This window comes from Mesobacillus jeotgali (genome assembly GCF_031759225.1).
In the GTDB taxonomy this organism is placed as follows: Bacteria; Bacillota; Bacilli; order Bacillales; family Cytobacillaceae; genus Mesobacillus; species Mesobacillus jeotgali_B.
Genome location: NZ_CP134494.1, coordinates 4,584,301 through 4,605,682, shown reverse-complemented (window position 1 = coordinate 4,605,682; position 21,382 = coordinate 4,584,301). Strand labels below are relative to the sequence as shown.

Annotated in this window: 19 protein-coding genes; 15 read left to right on the top strand and 4 right to left on the bottom strand. The window is 42.3% G+C overall.

Annotated elements, in window-relative coordinates; all coding sequences use genetic code 11:
* Nucleotides 1-56 precede the first annotated feature (56 nt).
* From RH061_RS22910 to RH061_RS22855, 12 genes are all read left to right on the top strand, one after another.
* Nucleotides 57-1,535: a peptidoglycan DD-metalloendopeptidase family protein gene (locus RH061_RS22910; protein WP_311073105.1), complete on the top strand. Its 1,479-nt coding sequence runs from the start codon at nucleotides 57-59 to the stop codon at nucleotides 1,533-1,535.
* Nucleotides 1,536-1,801: 266 nt separating this feature from the next.
* On the top strand, nucleotides 1,802-2,512 hold the full coding sequence (yycF, locus tag RH061_RS22905) for a response regulator YycF (RefSeq protein ID WP_311073103.1): 711 nt from the start codon (nucleotides 1,802-1,804) through the stop codon (nucleotides 2,510-2,512).
* 8 nt (nucleotides 2,513-2,520) lie between these two features.
* Nucleotides 2,521-4,341: a cell wall metabolism sensor histidine kinase WalK gene (gene walK / locus RH061_RS22900; protein ID WP_311073101.1), complete on the top strand. Its 1,821-nt coding sequence runs from the start codon at nucleotides 2,521-2,523 to the stop codon at nucleotides 4,339-4,341.
* Entirely contained in the window at nucleotides 4,338-5,651 is a 1,314-nt protein-coding gene (locus RH061_RS22895) for a YycH family regulatory protein (protein WP_311073099.1), read from the top strand. The genes walK and RH061_RS22895 overlap by 4 nt, the downstream gene beginning before the upstream one ends.
* Complete coding sequence (locus tag RH061_RS22890; RefSeq protein WP_311073098.1) at nucleotides 5,638-6,432, top strand: two-component system regulatory protein YycI; 795 nt, start codon at nucleotides 5,638-5,640, stop codon at nucleotides 6,430-6,432. The genes RH061_RS22895 and RH061_RS22890 overlap by 14 nt, the downstream gene beginning before the upstream one ends.
* 6 nt (nucleotides 6,433-6,438) lie before the next feature.
* The gene (locus RH061_RS22885) at nucleotides 6,439-7,233 is read left to right on the top strand and encodes an MBL fold metallo-hydrolase (RefSeq protein ID WP_311073096.1); all 795 of its coding nucleotides are present in this window, start codon (nucleotides 6,439-6,441) and stop codon (nucleotides 7,231-7,233) included.
* Between the two features lie 185 nt (nucleotides 7,234-7,418).
* Nucleotides 7,419-8,654 carry a S1C family serine protease gene (locus RH061_RS22880; RefSeq protein ID WP_311073094.1) on the top strand — a complete coding sequence of 412 codons (1,236 nt, stop codon included), beginning with the start codon at nucleotides 7,419-7,421 and terminating at the stop codon, nucleotides 8,652-8,654.
* Between the two features lie 286 nt (nucleotides 8,655-8,940).
* Nucleotides 8,941-9,102: a CxxH/CxxC protein gene (locus RH061_RS22875; RefSeq protein WP_311073093.1), complete on the top strand. Its 162-nt coding sequence runs from the start codon at nucleotides 8,941-8,943 to the stop codon at nucleotides 9,100-9,102.
* A gap of 100 nt (nucleotides 9,103-9,202) precedes the next feature.
* The gene (gene rlmH / locus RH061_RS22870) at nucleotides 9,203-9,682 is read left to right on the top strand and encodes a 23S rRNA (pseudouridine(1915)-N(3))-methyltransferase RlmH (protein ID WP_311073091.1); all 480 of its coding nucleotides are present in this window, start codon (nucleotides 9,203-9,205) and stop codon (nucleotides 9,680-9,682) included.
* A gap of 129 nt (nucleotides 9,683-9,811) precedes the next feature.
* Nucleotides 9,812-11,143 carry a CoA-disulfide reductase gene (locus tag RH061_RS22865; RefSeq protein WP_311073089.1) on the top strand — a complete coding sequence of 444 codons (1,332 nt, stop codon included), beginning with the start codon at nucleotides 9,812-9,814 and terminating at the stop codon, nucleotides 11,141-11,143.
* A 177-nt stretch (nucleotides 11,144-11,320) separates the two neighbouring features.
* Complete coding sequence (locus RH061_RS22860; protein ID WP_311073088.1) at nucleotides 11,321-12,184, top strand: DegV family protein; 864 nt, start codon at nucleotides 11,321-11,323, stop codon at nucleotides 12,182-12,184.
* Nucleotides 12,185-12,441: 257 nt separating this feature from the next.
* Nucleotides 12,442-13,944 (top strand): malate:quinone oxidoreductase, encoded by a 1,503-nt coding sequence (locus RH061_RS22855; RefSeq protein WP_311073085.1) that lies wholly within the window; start codon nucleotides 12,442-12,444, stop codon nucleotides 13,942-13,944.
* A 75-nt stretch (nucleotides 13,945-14,019) separates the two neighbouring features.
* Here the strand turns inward: RH061_RS22855 and RH061_RS22850 are convergent, their stop codons facing one another.
* The 3 genes from RH061_RS22850 to ahpC all read right to left on the bottom strand — a co-directional run bounded on the left by RH061_RS22850 (nucleotide 14,020) and on the right by ahpC (nucleotide 17,042).
* Nucleotides 14,020-14,724: a DUF421 domain-containing protein gene (locus RH061_RS22850; RefSeq protein ID WP_311073083.1), complete on the bottom strand. Its 705-nt coding sequence runs from the start codon at nucleotides 14,722-14,724 to the stop codon at nucleotides 14,020-14,022.
* A 211-nt stretch (nucleotides 14,725-14,935) separates the two neighbouring features.
* Nucleotides 14,936-16,465: an alkyl hydroperoxide reductase subunit F gene (ahpF, locus tag RH061_RS22845; protein ID WP_311073081.1), complete on the bottom strand. Its 1,530-nt coding sequence runs from the start codon at nucleotides 16,463-16,465 to the stop codon at nucleotides 14,936-14,938.
* Nucleotides 16,466-16,478: 13 nt separating this feature from the next.
* The gene (gene ahpC, locus RH061_RS22840; protein WP_311073079.1) at nucleotides 16,479-17,042 is read right to left on the bottom strand and encodes an alkyl hydroperoxide reductase subunit C; all 564 of its coding nucleotides are present in this window, start codon (nucleotides 17,040-17,042) and stop codon (nucleotides 16,479-16,481) included.
* Nucleotides 17,043-17,347: 305 nt separating this feature from the next.
* On the opposite strand from ahpC, the gene RH061_RS22835 reads away from it, so the two are divergent.
* Genes RH061_RS22835 through RH061_RS22825 form a run of 3 tightly spaced genes read left to right on the top strand, consistent with a single transcriptional unit; the run spans nucleotide 17,348 to nucleotide 19,731 of the window.
* Nucleotides 17,348-18,298 (top strand): heme-dependent oxidative N-demethylase family protein, encoded by a 951-nt coding sequence (locus RH061_RS22835; RefSeq protein WP_311073077.1) that lies wholly within the window; start codon nucleotides 17,348-17,350, stop codon nucleotides 18,296-18,298.
* Nucleotides 18,295-18,753 (top strand): dimethylamine monooxygenase subunit DmmA family protein, encoded by a 459-nt coding sequence (locus RH061_RS22830; protein WP_311073075.1) that lies wholly within the window; start codon nucleotides 18,295-18,297, stop codon nucleotides 18,751-18,753. The genes RH061_RS22835 and RH061_RS22830 overlap by 4 nt, the downstream gene beginning before the upstream one ends.
* Nucleotides 18,754-18,771: 18 nt before the next feature.
* Entirely contained in the window at nucleotides 18,772-19,731 is a 960-nt protein-coding gene (locus RH061_RS22825) for a PDR/VanB family oxidoreductase (protein WP_311073073.1), read from the top strand.
* Nucleotides 19,732-19,776: 45 nt separating this feature from the next.
* On the opposite strand, the gene RH061_RS22820 is transcribed toward RH061_RS22825, so the two are convergent.
* On the bottom strand, nucleotides 19,777-21,009 hold the full coding sequence (locus tag RH061_RS22820; RefSeq protein ID WP_311073071.1) for a dicarboxylate/amino acid:cation symporter: 1,233 nt from the start codon (nucleotides 21,007-21,009) through the stop codon (nucleotides 19,777-19,779).
* Between the last annotated feature and the right edge of the window lie 373 nt (nucleotides 21,010-21,382).

Genomic DNA, 21,382 nt, shown 5'->3' with positions numbered 1-21,382 from the left:
GATAATAGTTATTTAGAACTAGATTAATAGTGTTTGACCGTTGTAGGAGGATCAGGATGAATAATTTAAAACATAGGCTGTCCAATCTTGCCGGCAAAACATCTAGAGAGATGAAGCCAGCAATAAAAAAGTCAATCATGGCTGCAGTGACTGTGGCTGCGTTGTCTTTTGGTGCAGGAAATGCTGCACTAGCGGCGGATTCTGAATTAACAACTTTGTATCATGTATATGTAAATGATAAGTTTATAGGAACTGTAGCAGATAAAGCACAAGTAGAACAGCTGGTAGAAGATAAGCTGACATCCGTGAAGAAGGAATATGCGGATCTTGATGTCGAACTCGGGTTAGACGTAACTTTTATTCCTGAGCAAGTGTTCAGCTCGGCAGCGAATGCAAATACAAGTGAAGTAATAGAAGTACTTAAAGACGAAATGACTGTCCAGGCTGAAGCGACAGCTCTTGTAATTGCTGATCAGCCAGTAGCATATGTAAAAGATGCTGAAGCGGCAAGAGAAGTACTTAAGACATTAATGCTCGAGCACGTTACAGAAGATGAATTAGCCGAGGTTGAGAGCAGAAAAGTATCTACTAATCTACCTGTACCCGAAGTGAAAGAAAATGAAACTCGTATATTAGACGTTTATTTAACTAAGGAAGTTTCAAATTCGGAAGAAAAAGTTAATCCCGAAAAAGTACTTTCTGTACAGGAAGCGGTCCAGTTCCTTAAAAAGGGTACTTTAGAAGAACAGAAGTACCAGGTTAAAGAAGGGGACGTATTGGGGAGCATCGCAAATGATCACAATTTGACGCTTGCTCAATTGCTTTCTTTAAATGCAGGATTCGATGACAATACAGTTCTGAAGCCAGGCCAAGAGCTAAATGTGACTGTCTTGAAGCCATTTGTTGAAGTCGTGGTCAATCGCCAGGTATACGAACATAAAGAAGTGCCTTTCGAAAGAGAAGTCAAAGAGGATTCTTCCATGTTCAAGGGAGATACGAAGACTCAGCAAGAAGGCAAAGTTGGCATGAATGGTATTACCTATTCAGTGTCAGAACAAAATGGCAGGGTAACCAAGAAGGAAGTCATTAATGAAACGGTTCTTGAAGAGCCAGTGAAGGAAATCATCGTTAAAGGTACTAAGGTTGTTCCTTCGCGCGGTGATGGAACATTCGTATGGCCGACAAATGGCGGATATGTATCCAGCCGCCAGGGCTATCGTTGGAGCAAGATGCATAAAGGGATTGATATTGCGAGGCCAAGCAACTACACAATCAAGGCTGCCGATAATGGTAAAGTCGTATATGCAGGTAACAAGGGCGACGGATATGGCAATAAAATCATCATCGACCATCAAAACGGTTATCGCACAATGTATGCACACCTAGCATCAATCTCAGTAAGCGTAGGCCAGTCAGTTTCCAGCGGTTCGAAAATCGGCGTTATGGGAAGAACAGGAAACTCCACTGGAATCCACCTTCACTTTGAAGTATATCAAAATGGCAGGATTATCGATCCGATGTCTAAATTGCCTTAATCTTTATGTAAAAGTCTCTAGCCAAACTAGAGACTTTTTTTATTAGAGCTTGTGTTGGCCTTAGTGATAGGCTACAAAATCATTATAAGCCTGTCAGTTTATTGTTATGGGCAGGATTGGTACAATTGGGAAGAGAAGAATAGAAGTTATATAACAGAAAAATTCAGTTTTTCTCTGTTTTAAAGTAAAATAGATAAGATAGCATTTTTACAAAGATAAGAAGTATTCATATATGATTGTTAAATTGGCTTAAAAGGAGAATTGGTATGGAGAAAAAAATACTGGTAGTAGACGATGAGAAACCAATTGCAGATATTTTACAGTTCAATCTGAAAAAAGAGGGCTACGATGTTTATTGTGCCTATGATGGAAACCAGGCAGTGGAAATGGTGGAAGAAGTTCAGCCGGATTTGATCTTGCTGGATATCATGCTGCCGATGCGTGATGGCATGGAGGTATGCCGTGAGGTCCGCAAAAAATACGAGATGCCGATTATCATGCTGACTGCTAAAGACTCTGAAATTGATAAGGTGCTCGGACTTGAACTTGGAGCGGATGATTATGTCACGAAGCCATTCAGCACAAGGGAATTGATTGCCAGGGTAAAAGCGAATCTTCGCCGCCATCAGCAGAATGCAATCAAAGAAGATGAGCAGGAAGAGTCTAATGAAATTACCGTTGGCTCTTTGATCATCCATCCGGATGCTTATGTTGTTTCCAAAAGAGGCGAAACGATTGAATTGACGCATCGTGAATTCGAGCTTCTTCATTATCTTGCCAAGCATATTGGACAAGTCATGACAAGAGAGCACCTTCTACAAACGGTATGGGGCTATGACTACTATGGGGATGTCCGTACAGTAGACGTAACTGTTAGGCGTCTGCGCGAAAAAATCGAGGATAATCCAAGCCATCCGACATGGATCGTGACAAGACGAGGAGTAGGATATTATTTGAGAAACTCTGAGCAGGAGTAAATCCAAGAATGAAAAAGGTAGGTTTTTTTCGCTCAATACACCTTAAATTTGTGATTATATATGTCCTGCTTATTCTCGTTGCGATGCAAATTATCGGTGTTTACTTTGTACGCAAACTTGAGACGACCTTAGTGACGAATTACCAGGAATCTGTAAAATCCCGTGTAGATCTGCTGGTTTATGATATCCAGGAAGAAATGGTCAAGGAACGCGGGAAGGAAGATCCCACGAAAGAGGAAGCGATCAGGCAGATCTTAAAAGATTATAAAGCTAATGATATTGCTGAAATCCGTGTTATTGACGGAAGCAGCTTTAAAATACTCGGAACATCAAGCCTGAGCAATCAGGGGATGGTGGGGCAGAGGACTCCTGATGTAAAAATCAAGCGTTCGATCATCTTTAAAGAAGATGAAGACGTCATCCAGTTGAAAGGCAATGATAGGGTTTGGGTACTGTCCACACCTATCATGCATAACAATGAAGCAATAGGTGCTGTCTATCTTGTAGCCCAGATTGATGATATCTTTGATCAGATGAATGATATCAATAAAATCCTGGCTACCGGAACAGCCATTGCCCTGATTTTCACAGCTATTTTGGGAATCATGCTGGCACAGACGATCACGAGGCCGATATCGGATATGCGTAAGCAGGCGCTGGCGATGACGCGCGGTAATTTTTCCAGGAAGGTTAAAGTGTATGGTTACGATGAAATTGGCCAACTTGCGATCACTTTCAACAACCTGACGAAAAAACTACAGGAAGCACAAGCTACAACTGAGGGCGAGAAAAGGAAGCTCTCCTCTGTTATTTCCTATATGACCGACGGTGTCATCTCGACGGATCGGAAAGGACGCATCATTCTGATCAATGACCCTGCAACACAGATGCTTGGTGTTCCACGTGAAACAGTGCTGTCTCAGCCATTGGTTTCCGTGCTTGGCCTGGATGAAAATTATACTTTCGAAGATTTACTGCAGGAGAAGGAATCAATCGTCCTGGATTACAGTACGAAAAGCAAGCCATTTATCCTTAGGGCTAACTTTTCTGTGATCCAGAAGGAAAGCGGCTTTGTGAATGGATTGATTGCAGTCCTGTATGATATTACGGAACAAGAAAAAATAGATATGGAGAGACGTGAATTCGTTGCGAATGTTTCCCACGAATTACGGACTCCTCTGACAACGATGCGCAGCTACCTTGAAGCGTTAGCGGAAGGAGCATGGAGAGATGAGGAAATCGCTCCAAACTTCCTTGAGACTACTAGAGGTGAAACAGAGCGGATGATCCGCCTTGTAAATGATTTGCTGCAGCTTTCAAAACTGGATAGTGTAGATTATCGCCTCTCAAAGGAATGGGTCAACTTCCCGGTCTTTTTTAACAGGATCATTGACCGATTTGAAATGACGAAGGAACAAAATGTTTCTTTCAAAAGGAAAATCACCGAGGATGCGATTTTCGTAGAAATAGATGAAGATAAAATTACGCAAGTACTTGATAATATCATTTCTAATGCCATGAAGTATTCACCAGAGGGCGGAACGATTACGTTCGAAGTGAAAGAGCTGGATGACCAGATTGTCGCTAGCATCTCTGACGAAGGGGTCGGCATCCCGAAAGACAATCTTGATAAAATTTTTGATCGTTTTTACCGTGTCGATAAAGCCAGGACAAGGAAACTTGGCGGGACAGGCCTTGGACTGGCCATCGCCAAGGAAATGGTCAATGCCCATGGCGGCAGAATATGGGCAGAAAGCGTGGAAGGAAAAGGAACTACTGTTCAATTTACGCTTCCTTATGACCGAAGTGCAGAGGATGATTGGTCATGACATATGAAAATATAAAATCTGTTATTTTAACATTTCTCGTCGCGCTGAGTGGTTTTTTAACCTGGAATATTTGGACATACCAGCCGGATTATGAGTTGGTCAACAATCAAAAAACAGTTGAAGAAATCAACATTGCCACACAGAAGGAACTTAAGAAAATCGTTAAGCCACACCAGATTATTTATCATGTAGGCGGGAAACAGTTTGGCTCTGTAGACAATGGCCATATTGATGATCTTATTGGAGTCATTTCGAAATGGAAGTACTTTGATATGGAACAGTATCCCGGACGAATCAGTGATTTTAATGAAAGAATAGTCCAGGGTGAAAATACCGAAATCATTTTTCCGGATGAAGTACCGATTGAACTCTATAAAAGAGTATTGAATATTGACGAGAAGAATATTCCGAAGTTTGATTTCGACCGAATCATCATCAATTCCGAAACCCAGCAAAAGCAAGAGGGAATTGTCTATTTTTACTCGCAAAAAAACCAGGAAGTCTATGTCAGCAATGTCAGTCCTTCCTATATAAATAGTTTTACAAAAAAATACTATGATTCTTCAAGAAGGCTGACGCCATATTTCCTATATACCGTTTCAGACATTAGGAAGATCTATCTGCCAACCGAAGAAGTGAATATGGTGATGCACACCTATTACCAAAATCCATTGGATTCAGAACAGTTCAAGGATGCGCTATTCGCGGATCCGAGCTTTGTTCAGCGCAGCATGGTTGATGGCGTGGAGGAATACACTGATGATGCCAGCAAAATGATCGTGGATACGCAAACCAATATGATTAACTATGTGAATCCGGTCCGGACTGGTGATTCGATTATCGGCACGAACAATGTTTTACAGAAAAGCATTGAGTTTGTGAATAGCCATGGCGGCTGGACGGAAACGTACCGATATGTGTACAAGGATGATTTTAACCAGAATGTCCTTTTCCGACTGTACAGCAAGGAAGGTTATCCTGTGTTTAACCAAATTGGGATGTCAGAGATTTATCAGCAGTGGCGACAGTCGGAGATCAGCCGATATGTGCGCCCTGGATTCCACCTGGAGCTCCCTTTGAATCCAGATGTCGTTACAAAGACATTGCCATCTGGATATGAAGCGCTGGAGTACCTGCAAAGCAAAAAGGATTTCAAGCTGGAGCTGCTTCAAAACCTAATGCCTGGCTATTACATGACACAGGGACCAGAAAATTCATTGATTCTGCTGGAGCCAGGCTGGTTCTATTTATATGATCAGCAGTGGCGGCAGCTGATATGGGAGGAGGAATTGAATAATGGATTGGAGTAGGATCAAGACAATCTTTATTCTCACGTTCCTCGTCCTTGATGTTTACCTTGTTTATCAGTTCATGAATACGAGGGATGCTGCCCAGTATGAAATTCCAAAGGAAGCGACCCTGGAGGAAAAGCTGAAGAATGATGATATCACCTATGTTGAACTCCCTGATATTAAAAAGAAAGAACAGTATCTAAGTGTGCGGACGAAAGTTTTCACGACCGAGGAGATAGGAAAGGCCAAAGGGCAGACAATCAGTCTGGGAGATGGGACTTCTATTGAATCTAAGCTGGACAAGCCGTTTAAATTAACGAGCAAGTTCCAGCCAGCCGAGCTATCTGATTTTATAAAAGCGAACATTTTTGCTGGTGAAGAGTATAAGTTCTGGAGTAAGAATGATGAAGAAAAAACGATCACGTATTACCAGGAATATGACAATAAGACATTTTACTATAACAGCAATGCAAAATTGACGTTCTTTTTCAATGAAAATAATGAAGTGACTTCGTATAAGCAAACGTATGTGGAGATCATCGATGAGCTCTCGGAAACAGAAGAATTGCTGCCGCCATTAAGGGCGTTGGAAACTCTATATAAAAAAGGTTTGATCAAGCCGAAGAGTGAAATTACCGATTTTAAATTAGGATATTCCACTCTTGTTTCCCTGACTGCATCACATGTCGTGACACCGACATGGAGGATTGAAGTCAATGGCAAGGAGAACCTTTTTGTACACGCATTCGAGGGTCGGGTCATCCCGTTGTCTGACGGAGAAAATAAAATGACGGAGTGAAGAGATATGAGTTTGCATTTTAGTGTTCTCGCAAGCGGGAGTACGGGAAATGCGATCTATGTGGAGACGGAGGGCCAATCCTTTTTAGTGGATGCTGGATTGAGCGGCAAACAGATGGAGGCTTTATTCAAGCAAATTGGCCGTAGTATGAAAGACCTCTCTGGTATATTAGTGACGCATGAACATAGCGATCATATAAAAGGCATAGGAATCGTTGCCCGTAAGTACAAACTGCCAATCTATGCGAATGAAAAAACATGGAAAGCGATGGACGGATTGATTGGGGAAGTTCCGCTTGAGCAGAAATTCTCTTTTGACATGGAAACTGTGAAAACATTCGGCGGCCTTGATATCGAATCCTTCGGTGTCTCGCACGACGCGGCTGAGCCAATGTTCTACGTATTCCACAAAGAAGGCAAGAAACTGGTGCTCATCACAGACACAGGCTATGTCAGTGACCGGATGAAAGGGATCATTTCCAATGCTGATGCCTATGTGTTTGAAAGCAACCATGACGTCCAGATGCTGAGGATGGGAAGGTACCCTTGGAGTGTCAAGCGCCGGATCCTAAGTGATTATGGCCATGTCTCTAATGAGGACGCCGCTGTCGCGATGAGCGAAGTCGCAGGAGATAATACGAAACGAATTTATCTGGCTCATTTAAGCACAGATAATAACATGAAAGACCTAGCACGTATGTCAGTCTCCCAAACCTTGGAGGGCAGGGGCATTATAGTAGGAGAGCAGTTCGATTTGATTGATACAGATCCGAAGACCCCAACCCCTTTGACAGCCATTTAATTTGTTTAAGGTCTAGAATGAATAGGTAAAGGAGTAAAGGCATCATGTTTGGGTGCTTTTGCTCCTTTTTATTTTGAAATGGAAATGGAGAGGCTTTTGATTTAGAAATTACCTTCACTGGTAGTATAATAATCTATATAAAAATAACTAACGTATCTATTGGTCAATGAAAGGATTGGTGGACATTGGGTTATTATGATCAAGATTATCAAAGCAGGTATAAACCGCAAAACGGCAGGAAAGGCGGCTTTTTCTGGGCCAGCCTGGCAGGTGCAGTCATAGGTGCATTATTGGTGATCTTCTCGATTCCTATACTAGCTAACTTGGATGTGCTGCCATACAAAATAGAACCTCATAATCAAACAGCTGTTACCGACGAAGATCCAAGTGAAGAAAGTGAAGAAGGCAATACCTCTAAAAAAAATGTATCCATTGATGTTTACTCACAGATCACTGAAGCCGTCGACAAGGCAGGAGATGCAGTAGTGGGCATTACGAATATCCAGGAGAGCACGAGTTTCTGGGGCCAATCCCAGGAATCAGGCGGAACGGGATCGGGCGTAATTTATAAGAAAGAGGGCGGCAAAGCCTATATAGTCACAAACCATCATGTTGTGGCCGAAGCCTCCGAACTAGAAGTCAGCCTTAGCGACGGAACGAAAGTACCTGCTAAGTTGTTAGGAAGCGATATCTGGACAGACCTGGCTGTATTGGAGGTTCCTTCTGAACAAATAAAAGTCGTAGCGGAATTCGGCAATTCAGACAATCTAAAACCAGGTGAACCGGTCATCGCAATCGGTAACCCGCTTGGGCTTACTTTTTCAGGATCCGTTACACAGGGGATCATCTCTGGTTTAGAACGCGCGATTCCAGTCGATATCAATCAGGATGGAACCCCCGATTGGCAGGCAGAGGTTTTACAGACCGATGCAGCGATCAACCCTGGAAACAGTGGAGGAGCTTTGATTAATATCGATGGCCAGGTGGTTGGCATAAATTCGATGAAAATTGCCCAAAGTGCTGTAGAAGGGATCGGTTTATCGATTCCAATCAATTACGCAGCTCCAATCATTGAGGATTTGGAGAAGACAGGTGAAGTACAGCGGCCATTCATGGGTGTTGAATTAGCCTCAGTCAATGAAATTTCATCCTACCACCAGCAGAATACACTGAAACTTCCTAAGGAAGTGAATTATGGTGTGGCAATCAGAGGTGTACAGCCAAATTCACCTGCGGCTCAGGCAGGATTGAAAGAATATGACGTCATTGTTGAAATGGATGGCGAGGAGATCCGCGATGTAGTGGATTTACGCAAACATCTTTACAATAAAAAGAAAGTTGGCGATGATATGCAAATCAAATATTATCGAAATGGCCAGCTGGAAGAAACGACAATGAAGCTGGGCGGAGAAACATTATAAGAGTTGTGGATAATGACAGGAGGCAGAATGCTTCCTGTTTTTTTTAAATAAGAAGTATAAATTTTGTATTAAGAATAGTGTCTAGCTACAGCGCCAAACCCCTCGAGACGCTGCGGTCCAGCCAATGAAGTCAAAGACCGACTTCACTGGCTAGCCCTCCAGCGCTTGTCGGGGCTGACCAAGGCGCTGGTGCTTTTCGTATGTTAAAATGGTCATTGTGGATAAATTTAAATGGGAAAATAGGCAAATGATAATCATATAAAAAGAAGCTGAAAGGATGATTGTAATGAAGTATTGCTGCGGTGAACATGTAGAATTGGCGCTGGATGAAGCGGTTGATGAGTTTGAAACAGCACCACAATTAACGAAGTTAGAGTCTGTTGATAAGTCGGAGTTTGTTTGTGGATACTGTGGACAACCTGCTGTATATATTGTGGCGAACGAATGATCGCCTACTAAATGTGGATATCGATGTGAATATGTGGATAACTCCTGTTGATAAGTTGTTTGTAAACTGTTTGTAATCTGTTTGTAAAGTGGGGATGACTGTGAATATCTCAATCGTAACGGTTGGCAAATTGAAAGAAAAATACCTCAAACAAGGGATTGAGGAGTATTTAAAACGTCTGGGAAGCTATGCAAAAGTGGAAGTCATCGAGGTGCCTGACGAAAAAGCCCCGGAGGAATTGAGCGATACTGAGATGATCCAGGTCAAGCAAAAAGAAGGCGAGCGGATCCTATCGAAAATTGGACTCGATACCTATGTTATCGCCCTCGCCATTAATGGAAAGCTCAAATCATCAGAAGAACTTGCAGACACACTCGATAAACTAGCGACGTACGGAAAAAGCAAAATCGCTTTTGTTATCGGAGGATCACTTGGATTGAGTGATGAAGTATTGAAAAGGTCCGATGAACAACTATCCTTCTCCAAAATGACATTCCCTCACCAATTAATGCGATTGATCCTTGTTGAGCAAATTTACCGTGCTTACAGGATAAATCGCGGTGAACCGTATCACAAGTGATGGCAGAGAAAGTTTCGAGGTAGTTCTTTGATTATCGCAAAGGTTTTTCTGAGTCACCTATATATGGATATAATCCCCGATGTTTAAAAACCAGTAATAAATGGATACACAAAGATTGGAGGGATGAAGATGAAAATACTTATTATTGGTGGAGATGCGGCGGGTATGAGTGCTGCGATGCAAATGGTCCGAAACAGCTCTGGACATGAAATCACTGTGTTAGAAAAGGGAGGCGTGTATTCATACGGACAATGTGGCCTGCCTTATGTGATCAGTGGGAAGATTGAATCCACAGATAAGTTAATTGCGCGCACACAGTCAACTTTTAAAGAGAAATATGGCATTGATGCACGAGTATACCATGAAGTCCAAAAGGTAGACACAGAGAATAAAATGGTAAGTGGAATAAACCATAGTAATGGCGAAACGTTCAGCCTTCCATATGACCGCCTTCTGATTGCAACTGGTGTAGGCTCAGTCATTCCAAAGTGGGAAGGTGTGACACTTCCTGGTGTTTTCTCACTAAAGACCATCCCTGATGCAAAGGCAATCATGAATTATCTGGAAAAGGATATAAGTAATGTGACCGTGATTGGTGGCGGATACATTGGGCTTGAAATGGCCGAAAGTTTTGCGGAGCTTGGCAAGAAGGTAACGATCATTGAAAGAAATGAGCAATTGGCTAAAATATTTGATAAAGACATGGCCGAACTGATTCACGAGGAAGCAATAAAGCAAAACATTGAGTTGAAAATGGGCGAATCCGTGGAAGCATTCGGTGGAAGTGACAACGTGGAATCTGTGAAAACCGATAAAGGAGAGTATCAAACAGATTTGGTGCTAGTCGCAGTAGGTGTGAAGCCCAATACTTCCTTTTTAGAAGGAACAGGAATCAAAACCAGTGTAAATGGTGCAATCGAAGTAAATGCCTATATGCAAACCAGTATTGAGGATATCTACGCGGCAGGAGATTGTGCCACACAATATCACCGAGTAAAAGAAAAGGATGATCATGTCCCATTGGGAACACATGCCAATAAGCAAGGACAAATCGCCGGATTGAATATGGTTGATGTACATAAAACGTTTAAGGGAATTGTAGGGACTTCCATTATTAAGTTTTTCGATTTATCCCTGGGAAGAACAGGGCTATCAGAAACAGAGGCAAACTTGCTGAACATCCCATATGGCTCTGTAACCATTACAGCAACTGATATCGCTGGTTATTATCCCGATGATAAAAAAATGAAATTGAAGCTAGTCTATCATAAAGAGACACATAAGGTTCTTGGCGGACAGATTATAGGGGAAAATGGCGTCGATAAACGAATCGATGTACTATCTACGGCCATATTTCATTCCATGACGACCGATGAACTGCTTGATTTAGATCTGGCGTATGCTCCCCCGTATAATGGTGTATGGGATCCTATTCAGCAAGCAGCCAGGAGGGTGAAGTAGCTTAACAGCACAAATAAACACTGTCGGCATACTCGATTTTCATTGAGTTTGTCGACTTTTTTAGTCCTGCTTTTTAGAGTAAAGCAACTGGTTACGGAAAAGAGACTAATAAAATATGTATTAACCTGAGCTGAGGTTGGGTTAAGATAAGGGTAGTTGCTTACCTGGAGGATATAAATGATTAAAATTTTGGCTGATTCTACTTGTGATTTATCGAAGGAAGTACTTGAATTATATGACATTATCTTAGCCCCATTGACAATAAATATAGAGGGTAAACTTTATAAAGATCGAGTGGATATTGAGCCAAATGATTTTTATTCTATTTTAAAAGGTTTATCTGAGCACCCAACGACAGGGATGCCAAGTCCTGAAGAATACCTTAAAATCATAAATAAAGCTGTGAATGATGGATATGAGGAGATACTATGTATATGCATGTCTAGCGGGACAAGCGGTGCCTACCAATCAGCTGCGATAGCAAAAGATTATTTCTATGAGGAGTACCCTGAATCGGCTGTTAAAATCCATGTAGTCGATTCTAAATGCATGAGTCATGGCAGTGGCTGGTTAATCATGAAGAGTGCAATGATGCGAGAGCAGGGGGCATCATTTGAGGAAATCATCGATTTTAATGAAACGTACAAAACCAAAGTAAAACACTTCCTATCCGTTGATGATCTAAATCATTTAATCAAGAGTGGCAGACTCACGAATGCAAGTGCATTTATCGGAAAGATTCTTATGCTTAAACCGATCATGACGATGAAGCAAGGAAAAGGGGCAATCGTCGCAAAAGAAAGAGGCCGTAATAAAGTACTGAAGCATTATGTACAAGAGTTTATTAAACGAAACGACAACGAAATGACAGAGTTTATTCTCATTGGCTATACATCGGATAAGGCCGTTGCTGAAACGCTAAAACAAAAACTCCGGGAAGAAGCAGGATTTTCAGGTGCAATCCATATCATGCAGATGGGAGTTTCTGTTGGAACCCATGTCGGTCCGGGAGCCATATCAATGTTTTTTATAGAGAAATGAGTAATACAAATAGAGGGAAAACGAAAATTTTATTATAAGATTTTGCTTTTGTTTCTGGTGATTCCTAACCTTATAAAGATACTTCTCACTTTTTTACTATGGAAAAATAGTTTATAATAATCAGTAAATAGTAGAAATTTCAAACTATAAATCATTATAATTGAATATGTTAAGGTTTGAACGAACGAACAGGGTGTGCACATAAGGGATATATATGCTGGCGCGCCAACTCAAATATATGGACAAGGAAGGGTATAATGAGCAACGTACAGAAAGCAACAGACGTTATCTTGATCGGTGCCGGAGTCATGAGTGCGACGTTGGGATCCTTACTGAAAGAATTAGCACCAGATTGGGAAATCAAAGTGTTTGAGAAACTTGCTTCAGCAGGCGAAGAAAGCTCTAATGAGTGGAATAACGCAGGTACTGGCCATGCCGCATTGTGCGAACTTAACTACACACCTGAAAAACCGGACGGATCAATTGATATTAGCAAAGCTATAAACGTAAATGAACAGTTCCAAATTTCAAGACAATTTTGGTCTCATCTTGTAAAAAGCAACTTGATTCGTAATCCCCAGGATTTTATCAGGCCTCTGCCTCATATGAGTCTAGTAGAAGGGGAAAAGAATGTAGAATTTTTGAAAAATCGTTTTAAAGCGCTTTCAGCTATTCCTATGTTTCAAGGAATGGAGTATTCTGAGGATCCAGCTAAGCTGAAGGAGTGGATTCCTTTAGTCATGGAGGGCCGTACTTCAACTGAGCCGATTGCTGCGACCAAAATAGATTCAGGCACGGATGTTAACTTTGGAGCTTTAACAAGGATGTTGTTTGAACATCTGGAGAGTCAAAAGGTCCAGATTAACTATAGACATAGTGTGAAAGATATCAAACGTGCTAGCGATGGCACTTGGGAAGTCAAGGTAAAAAATCTTGAAAGCGGAAGAACAGAGTCCCATTTTGCGAAATTCATTTTTATTGGCGGTGGGGGCGGCAGCCTGCCATTGCTGCAAAAAACAGGGATTCCCGAATCAAAACAAATCGGCGGGTTCCCGGTAAGCGGATTATTCATGGTGTGCAACAATCCTGAGGTTGTCGAGCAGCACCATGCGAAAGTTTACGGTAAAGCCAAGGTAGGGGCTCCTCCAATGTCCGTTCCGCACCTGGATACACGTTTTATTGATAATAAAAAGTCGTTGCTGTTTGGACCGTTTGCCGGCTTCACGCCGAAATTCCTAAAAACAGGCTCGAATTTGGATTTGATAGGTTCAGTAAAGCCGAATAATATCATTACTATGTTAGCGGCCGGAATGAAGGAAATGGCGCTGACTAAATATCTGATCGAGCAGGTTATGCTATCGCATGAAAAGCGGATGGAAGAACTGCGTGAGTTTATCCCTAATGCGAAAAGCGAGGATTGGAGTATCGTAGTCGCAGGACAGCGTGTACAGGTCATCAAGGATACCGATACAGGCAAAGGGACACTACAGTTCGGCACAGAGGTTGTAAGCTCCTCTGATGGCTCAGTGGCCGCATTGCTAGGGGCATCTCCAGGAGCATCCACTGCAGTTAACGTCATGCTTGAGGTACTGGAAAAATGCTTCCCAGAGAAAATGTTTGAATGGAAAGATAAAATCAAAGAAATGGTACCTTCGTATGGAGTGTCTTTAGTCGAAAATCCGGAACTATTCCATGAAATTCATGAATCAACAGCTAAAATGCTTGGTTTAAATGAAAAAGAAAAGGTCCTCAGTAGATAGAGCTCTAACCTTCGATCCCTTGGATTGAAGGTTATTTTTTATCTCTATACTTCGCGGTTGAAAGGAAATCATTGATTATTTATATAAAAATACTTTAAGGATGTCTTTATTATCAAGGGTGGCAAGCAGGACATCTTGAACACCTGTCTGATAAATATTTTCTAAATTTGAAACAACCCAGCCTTCGTCCTTGTGAACTTGATTCAATACTTCGTAATTTATTTTTCCTTCTTTAATGATCGTCCTTGGAAAATTGAATGGCTCTGCAGCCATTTGCATAGAGGAGGGAGTCAGTGGTTCATATTTTGGATCTAAGAAAACGGATAATTTACCGTCAGCCTCCCAAATCGCCAGGGCTACTTTTTTCACATCTTCTATTTTTCTTTCCCGCAGCTCTTCCAATAATACATCAATAGAGATTCTTGCCTTTTTTAATCCTTTATAAAGTATTTCACCGTTTTCAACAATGGTGATTGGTGCATGGCTGAGTAACCGTCTAAACCAGGAGAATTTGAGTATCATATAGATTCCGCCGAGATATAATGCCAATAAGACAGTAGTTGTGATGATAGAGCCTTTTAATCCTAAATGCTCGTCTGAGAGGGGATGGGCAATAATGTTCCCGATAACTAAAGCGATCGCAAAATCCAAGGGTCTCAATTGGGAAATGGCACGTTGCCCAAGAGCTCTGGTTACAATTAATAAAAAGAAAAAACCAATAATAGCCCGCAGTATCCACTGAATAGCAGTAAGCGATTCCTGGCTTTGGAAAAATTCCATTAAAGTCACGTCCTTTACCCAGAAGCTATCCCTTAGTTTATCTCCCGGACTATCGATTCATCCAATTTATTAAGTAATGGTGTAACTCTGCAGAACGCAACTTCAAATAATATATTCTTCTCTCCGAAATACCAGTCTCTAGAAAATAAAAAGCTGACTCCAAAGGCGTCATACAACGACTTTTGGAGTCAGCTTCTATCTTGCACATGAATTAATTTCGGATTAGATAATCAAACGCACCTAATGCTGCGGTTGCACCTGATCCCATTGAAATGATGATTTGTTTGTATGCACTGTCCGTGCAGTCGCCTGCAGCGAAGACGCCTGGAAGATCCGTGGCACCGTGCTTGTCTACGACGATCTCACCGAAGCGAGTGCGTTCAAGCGTGTCACCGAGCCATTCTGTGTTCGGTACGAGGCCGATCTGGACGAATACACCTTGTAATTCAACATGGTGTTCTTCACCTGTTGCACGGTCAACATAGGAAATGCCGTTCACTTTGTCTGTTCCAGTAATTTCAGTTGTTTGTGCGTTCGTCACAACTGTAACGTTCTGAAGGCTGTGCAGACGGTCTTGTAAAACCTGGTCAGCTTTGAGTTCAGGGTTGAACTCGATAACTGTTACATGCTTTACGATACCTGCAAGGTCGATTGCTGCTTCAACACCGGAGTTTCCTCCGCCGATAACCGCAACATCTTTTCCTTCGAACAATGGTCCATCACAGTGAGGGCAGTAAGCCACCCCTTTGTTCTTGAACTCGGCTTCTCCTGGTACATTGACATTACGCCAGCGGGCACCAGTTGAAATGATGACAGTTTTACTCTTAAGAACTGCACCATTATCAAGTTCAAGTTCAATCAGGTCTTTTTTCGTCAGGCTTTTAGCACGCTGCAAGTTCATGATATCCACGCCGTACTCTTTTACATGCTCCTCAAGGCTTGCAACAAGCTTTGGACCTTCAGTATGCTTCACACTGATGAAGTTCTCAATGCCTAAAGTATCCATAACCTGTCCGCCGAAGCGTTCTGCTACGATACCTGTACGAATTCCTTTACGAGCCGCATAGATGGCCGCACTGGAACCAGCCGGTCCGCCGCCGACAACAAGGACATCGTAAGGGTCTTTGTCGCTCAGTTCAGATGCATCAGGGCCAGAGCCCATTTTTGCAAGGATTTCTTCTAGGGACATACGTCCGCTTCCGAATGTTTCACCATTCAGGAATACCGTTGGCACGGCCATGACCTGCTTGCTTTCAACTTCATCCTTGAAAGCTGCGCCATCGATCATGACATGGGAAATGCCAGGGTTTAGAATGCTCATCAGGTTCAGGGCCTGCACCACATCAGGGCAGTTATGGCAGCTCAGGCTGACATACGTTTCAAAACGATATTCGTCTTTGATCGCTTTTACCTGATCGATGACTTTCTGGTCTACCTTAGGAGCCCTTCCGCTAACCTGCAGCAGAGCCAGGACTAATGAAGTGAATTCATGTCCTAAAGGAATGCCTGCGAAAGTCACTCCAGTGTCTTCGCCAGGGCGGTTGACACTGAAGCTTGGTGTTCTTTCGAGTTCTGCATGCTCCACTTTGATGTGGGATGACATTGTTGCCAATTCATCGACTAAAGCCAGCATGTCTCGTGATACATCATCCGATCCTGCGCTAACTTTAAGCAGCACATCGCCCTCCATCATTTGAAGATATTGGGCTAATTGTGCTTTTATATCTGCATCTAATAACATGGGAGTGTACCCCTTAAATCTTTCCTACAAGATCAAGGCTTGGCTTAAGAGTTTCGCCGCCTTCTTTCCATTTAGCAGGGCAAACTTCGCCTGGGTTGTTGCGTACATATTGTGCTGCTTTTAGCTTGTTTACTACCTGGCTAGCGTCACGGCCGATTCCGCCTGCATTGATTTCGACAGTTTGGATAACGCCGTCTGGATCGATGATGAAAGTTCCGCGCTCTGCAAGACCATCTTCTTCGTTCAATACGTCGAAGTTGCGAGAAATCTTCTGAGAAGGGTCGCCGATCATGATGTACTCGATTTTGCCGATTGCTTCTGAGTGGTCATGCCATGCTTTGTGAGTGAAGTGAGTATCAGTTGATACAGAGTATACTTCTGCTCCCATTTCTTTTAAAGTAGCATATTCGTTTTGCATGTCTTCAAGCTCAGTTGGGCATACGAATGTGAAGTCTGCTGGGTAGAATACAACTACGCTCCACTTGCCTTTAAGATTTTCTTCGGTAACAGTGATGAATTCTCCGTTGTGGAATGCGTTTGCTGTGAATGGTAAAACTTGAGTGCCGATTAATGCCATGATTAATTTCCTCCTTGAATGGTTGAATTATTTTTTGAAATAGTTTCACTGATGTATTCAGTTAACTATTCGGTAAACTAGAATAATTCTAATACAGTAACGATTATTATATAAAACTTAGTAAGTGTCAAGCGATAAAACTCCGGCTTTTCATACTTCATCATTATTTCAGGAAAAAGACACTATTATACCGAGTTTATACTTGCCCTATATAAGCTTGTCCAACTTTCCCTCTTGTAATGAATTCATCAGCAAACTTCTGTATAGTATTAAGTAGATGAAAAATTCAGAAAAGGAGGGGTTGGATGGTCTCCACTGAGAAGATCCGTTCATTTCCTTATCCGTTTGGTGAACATGATGTATATAGATATTCTAACAATGCCATTCCATTAAATCCACCAATTGCAATCGAAGTAACGGAAACTTATATAGAGGAAATGAATCTGAAAAGAGAGCTGCTGAAAAAGCACCCGGAACGCTGTTATTATTCAGAGCCGCATACCATGGATGCCCAGTGGGAGGCACTGGACCAGATTTTGCACGATTTGTCCAAATATTATCCTGAAACATTCAAGCTTGTTACCAACGGTGATCAATGGATTTTCAATAACCTACACACTGATGAGAAATACTCCTTCACATTTGGGGATTCAACAACACTGGACGAGGAGCCCCTTGATTTTGCAGGACGCCATGTCCAGGAAGACTTGATCCTGATGATGCAGCGGGACGGAGATTTATTCCTCGATGTGGGCCAGCTTTGTTTTCCGGCCAATTGGTCCTTGTATTTTGATGCAGGCATGTCATTCAAAGAAATACATACACCTATTCCTGGTTTCAAGTCCGACTCTCTTGATGAACGCATCCTCCAGTTTTTAATGAGAATCGAGGCAGGAAGTCCCTGGTGGAGGAAAAACTGGTCGTTGATGGCAGGAAACATCCTGGATACATCGCTCGAAACCTTTGCAGAATGGGGCCAGGCTCGCAAAAAGGTGACCAAAGAAAATGCTGGTGAGATGGTTCACTTTCGAGTAGAAGTTCAAAAATTATTCCGTCTCCCAAAAAGCAATGGAATTTTATTTACGATCCATACACATATGCTTCAGTTGCAGGAATTCATACAGCATACGCCATGGCTGGAACAGTTTTCGGCGATCCTCAAAGAACTTCCGGAATTCATCACTGACTATAAGGGCATCTCTCTCTATCGGGAAGTTGTCCTGGAATATCTGGAGGGGGAATTAAAAAAGAGATGAACCAAGATCATTTATCATTGATGGAAGGCAAGAGAAAGTTTCTGTTTTGTGCAGATTCACAAGGTGTGAGGTCTTTATATATTCTCGTTAGCCAGGCAATAGATGAGAATGCGCCATTCGATTTTCATATTTTTCAGGAAGAGAGTGAAGAAAGCTTTGTGGATGAATGGATCAGCCATCAGAAAATGGGTACGTATCTATACATTTCGGGTGCAGTGGATTTTGTAAAAAGGATACAAAATAAAGCATTGAAGATAGGCTTTACTGAACATGACTTTCAATCGCTCCCTATTGGGCCTGCTAAGAAAAAACTAGTCTGTTGTACTTGCCACGGTGAAAGTGAAGTAGATGTTGAACCACATATCACTTGCGCACACTGTGGACTGGAGCTTGAAGTGTCGGATCATTATTCACGCCGTTTGGATGCCTATTTGGGGTATGTCACAATCAGATAGAATAGGAGGAGCTTTCGATTGCATCGGAAATCTACCTTGGACGTACGGATAAAATCAATTAAAAAAGAAACAGCGACAATTAAAAGGTTCACACTAAAGGAGATGAATGGATCAAAGTTGCCGCCATTCAGTGGGGGATCTCATATTACCACTTATTTGCCGAAGAAATCGGGAACATTGGAGAGGTCGTATTCAGTTTTTAACCTGTCTGAACCCGGCTTGATCGAAATAGCAGTACGGCTGGCAGAACCTTCAACTGGCGGCTCTGATTACTGGCATCATCGAGTTTCCGAAGGGAATGTGTTAAGAATCAGCTATCCGAAAAATCATTTTCCTTTGAGTTTCCAGGCTAAGCATCATGTTTTATATGCAGCTGGTATTGGAATTACGCCCTTTTTATCGATGATGGCGGAACTTGCTGAAAAAGAACAATCCTTTGAATTGCATTACGCAGCAAAATCAAAAGAGCAGTGCGCATTTTATGATTACTTGAACGAGACTTATCCTGGGCATTGCCATTTTTATTTTTCAGAAGGAGAGAAGCCTGAACGATTAACAGTCAATATTCTTAAGAATCACCGAATCGGCACACATGTTTATTTTTGCGGGCCGGAAAAAATGATACAGGAATTCACGAGTGCAGCCAAAAACTTTGGCTATCCTGAGTTTAATGTCCATTATGAACGATTCGCGCCACCCGTGATGAAGGATTCAGTCCCCTTTGGAATTACCTTGAACCAGAGCGGCAAGCATCTCTCAGTGCCCGCGGACCAATCACTGCTGGATGTCCTTCGCCAAAACGGCATTGATGTCCCTTATTCCTGCAGAGTCGGCGGCTGCGGTACATGTGAAGTGAAGGTGGCAGAAGGAGAGATTGACCACTATGATTCCTTCCTGACAGAAGAACAAAGAGACTCCAACCAAATGATGTTAAGCTGTGTTTCACGCGGGAAAGGGAATTTGGTGCTGGATTTATAAATATCATAAAAGACCGCATCTAAAAGCAGATGCGGTCTTTACGCTTTATGATCCAGCCATTTCAGCTTTCTTTTCGGATTGGTCAACCACTGCGGCACCAACCACGTCTCCTACTACGTTAGAGGCTGTTCCGGCCATGCCGATGATTGCATCGACACCGGCAATCAGAGCTACGACCTCAAGCGGCAAATCAAACATCGTCAGCACGACTGACAAAGTCACCAGACCTGCAGCAGGGATACCTGCTGTTCCAATCGAGAGAAGAGTCCCGATCAGGACGATGGTAATGAAATCAGTCAGTGAGAAGCTGATCCCTGTTACATTGGCAGCAAAGACAATCGAGGCGCCCATCCGAAGCGCTCCGCCATCTGAGTTGAACACAGCTCCCAAAGGTAAACTGAAGTTCACCATTTTTTCGCTGATGCCCGCCTTCCTCGCACTTTCAATTGCAACAGGCAAGGAAGCGATGCTGCTGGATGTGAAGAACGCTGTTGTATAAGCATCCTTTGTGTTGGCAAAAAAGCTTCTGACCGGAATCTTGAATAGTTTCAAAGTCCCACTGTAAACAAAGAGCCACAGAATGATGACCCCGATATAGAATACTGCTGTAAACTCCAATAATGAGGTTAATGTATCCCAACCTTGTGTGCCGAATGTCGAAGCACTTATCGCAAAAATACCGATTGGAGCGTATAGGAGGATTCCTTTTAGAATCCTGAAGAACAATTCATTCGCCGCTTCAAAAAATACTTGCAGTTGGGCTCCATAGTTTTGGATTTTCTCCTCATTAGCAAATCTCATCCCTGAAATCGTAAAGCCAATAATGATCGCCAGGAACAGGATGGCCATTAAATTTCCCGATGTAAAAGCAGCAAAGAAATTATCCGGGACAATATTGAAGATCACGTCGGAAATCGAAGGTGTAGCAGGCTTCTCAACCTCCGTGTTAGGCAGTGAAAGGGAGTCCCCAGGATTGATCCATAGAGCAAGTCCAAGGCCGATCAAGACGGCCGCTGCCGTGGTCGCTCCATAATAAAGCACCAGCTTTCCTCCGGTCCGGCCTAATTGCGCAGGATTCATTTGATTGACTGCGAGCACAACCGTCAGGAAAACAACAGGAGTAGCAATCAGGTTAAGCAGTTTTATTAACAGCGTCCCGAAAGGTTTGAGCACCTCCGCTTCCGCCCCGAATACAATACCAGCTACAATGCCAAGTACGAAGCCGACTGTCATTTTTAAAATAAAAGATGAATTTTTGTATGAATGCCAAATGTTCACGTTCTTGAATCGCCTCTTTTTTATAAATTGTTATGCACTGGATAAATAGTACTAACTATTAAATTACACTTGTTAACTGAAACAGACAATAGCGAAATTGGTAAAAGGTGACCACGTTTAAGTTCTATATGATACAAAATTTTGTAAAAGCGGTCCGTCACATATCGACGAATATTCGTTGTTTATAGCAAAGTTTGTTATTAGATCATTTTTGGTCGGTTTTCATGTTAATTTTTTTGGTGAAGTATATCAGAATTTTTGGATAATTTATTAGAGGGAAACTTGAGAGATTAGTTAATTAGTAATAGGTAAGGGATTTTTTAGATACATACTCGCTCTTTTTTCCTAAGGAGGTGTAATTCAGTCCAGAAGA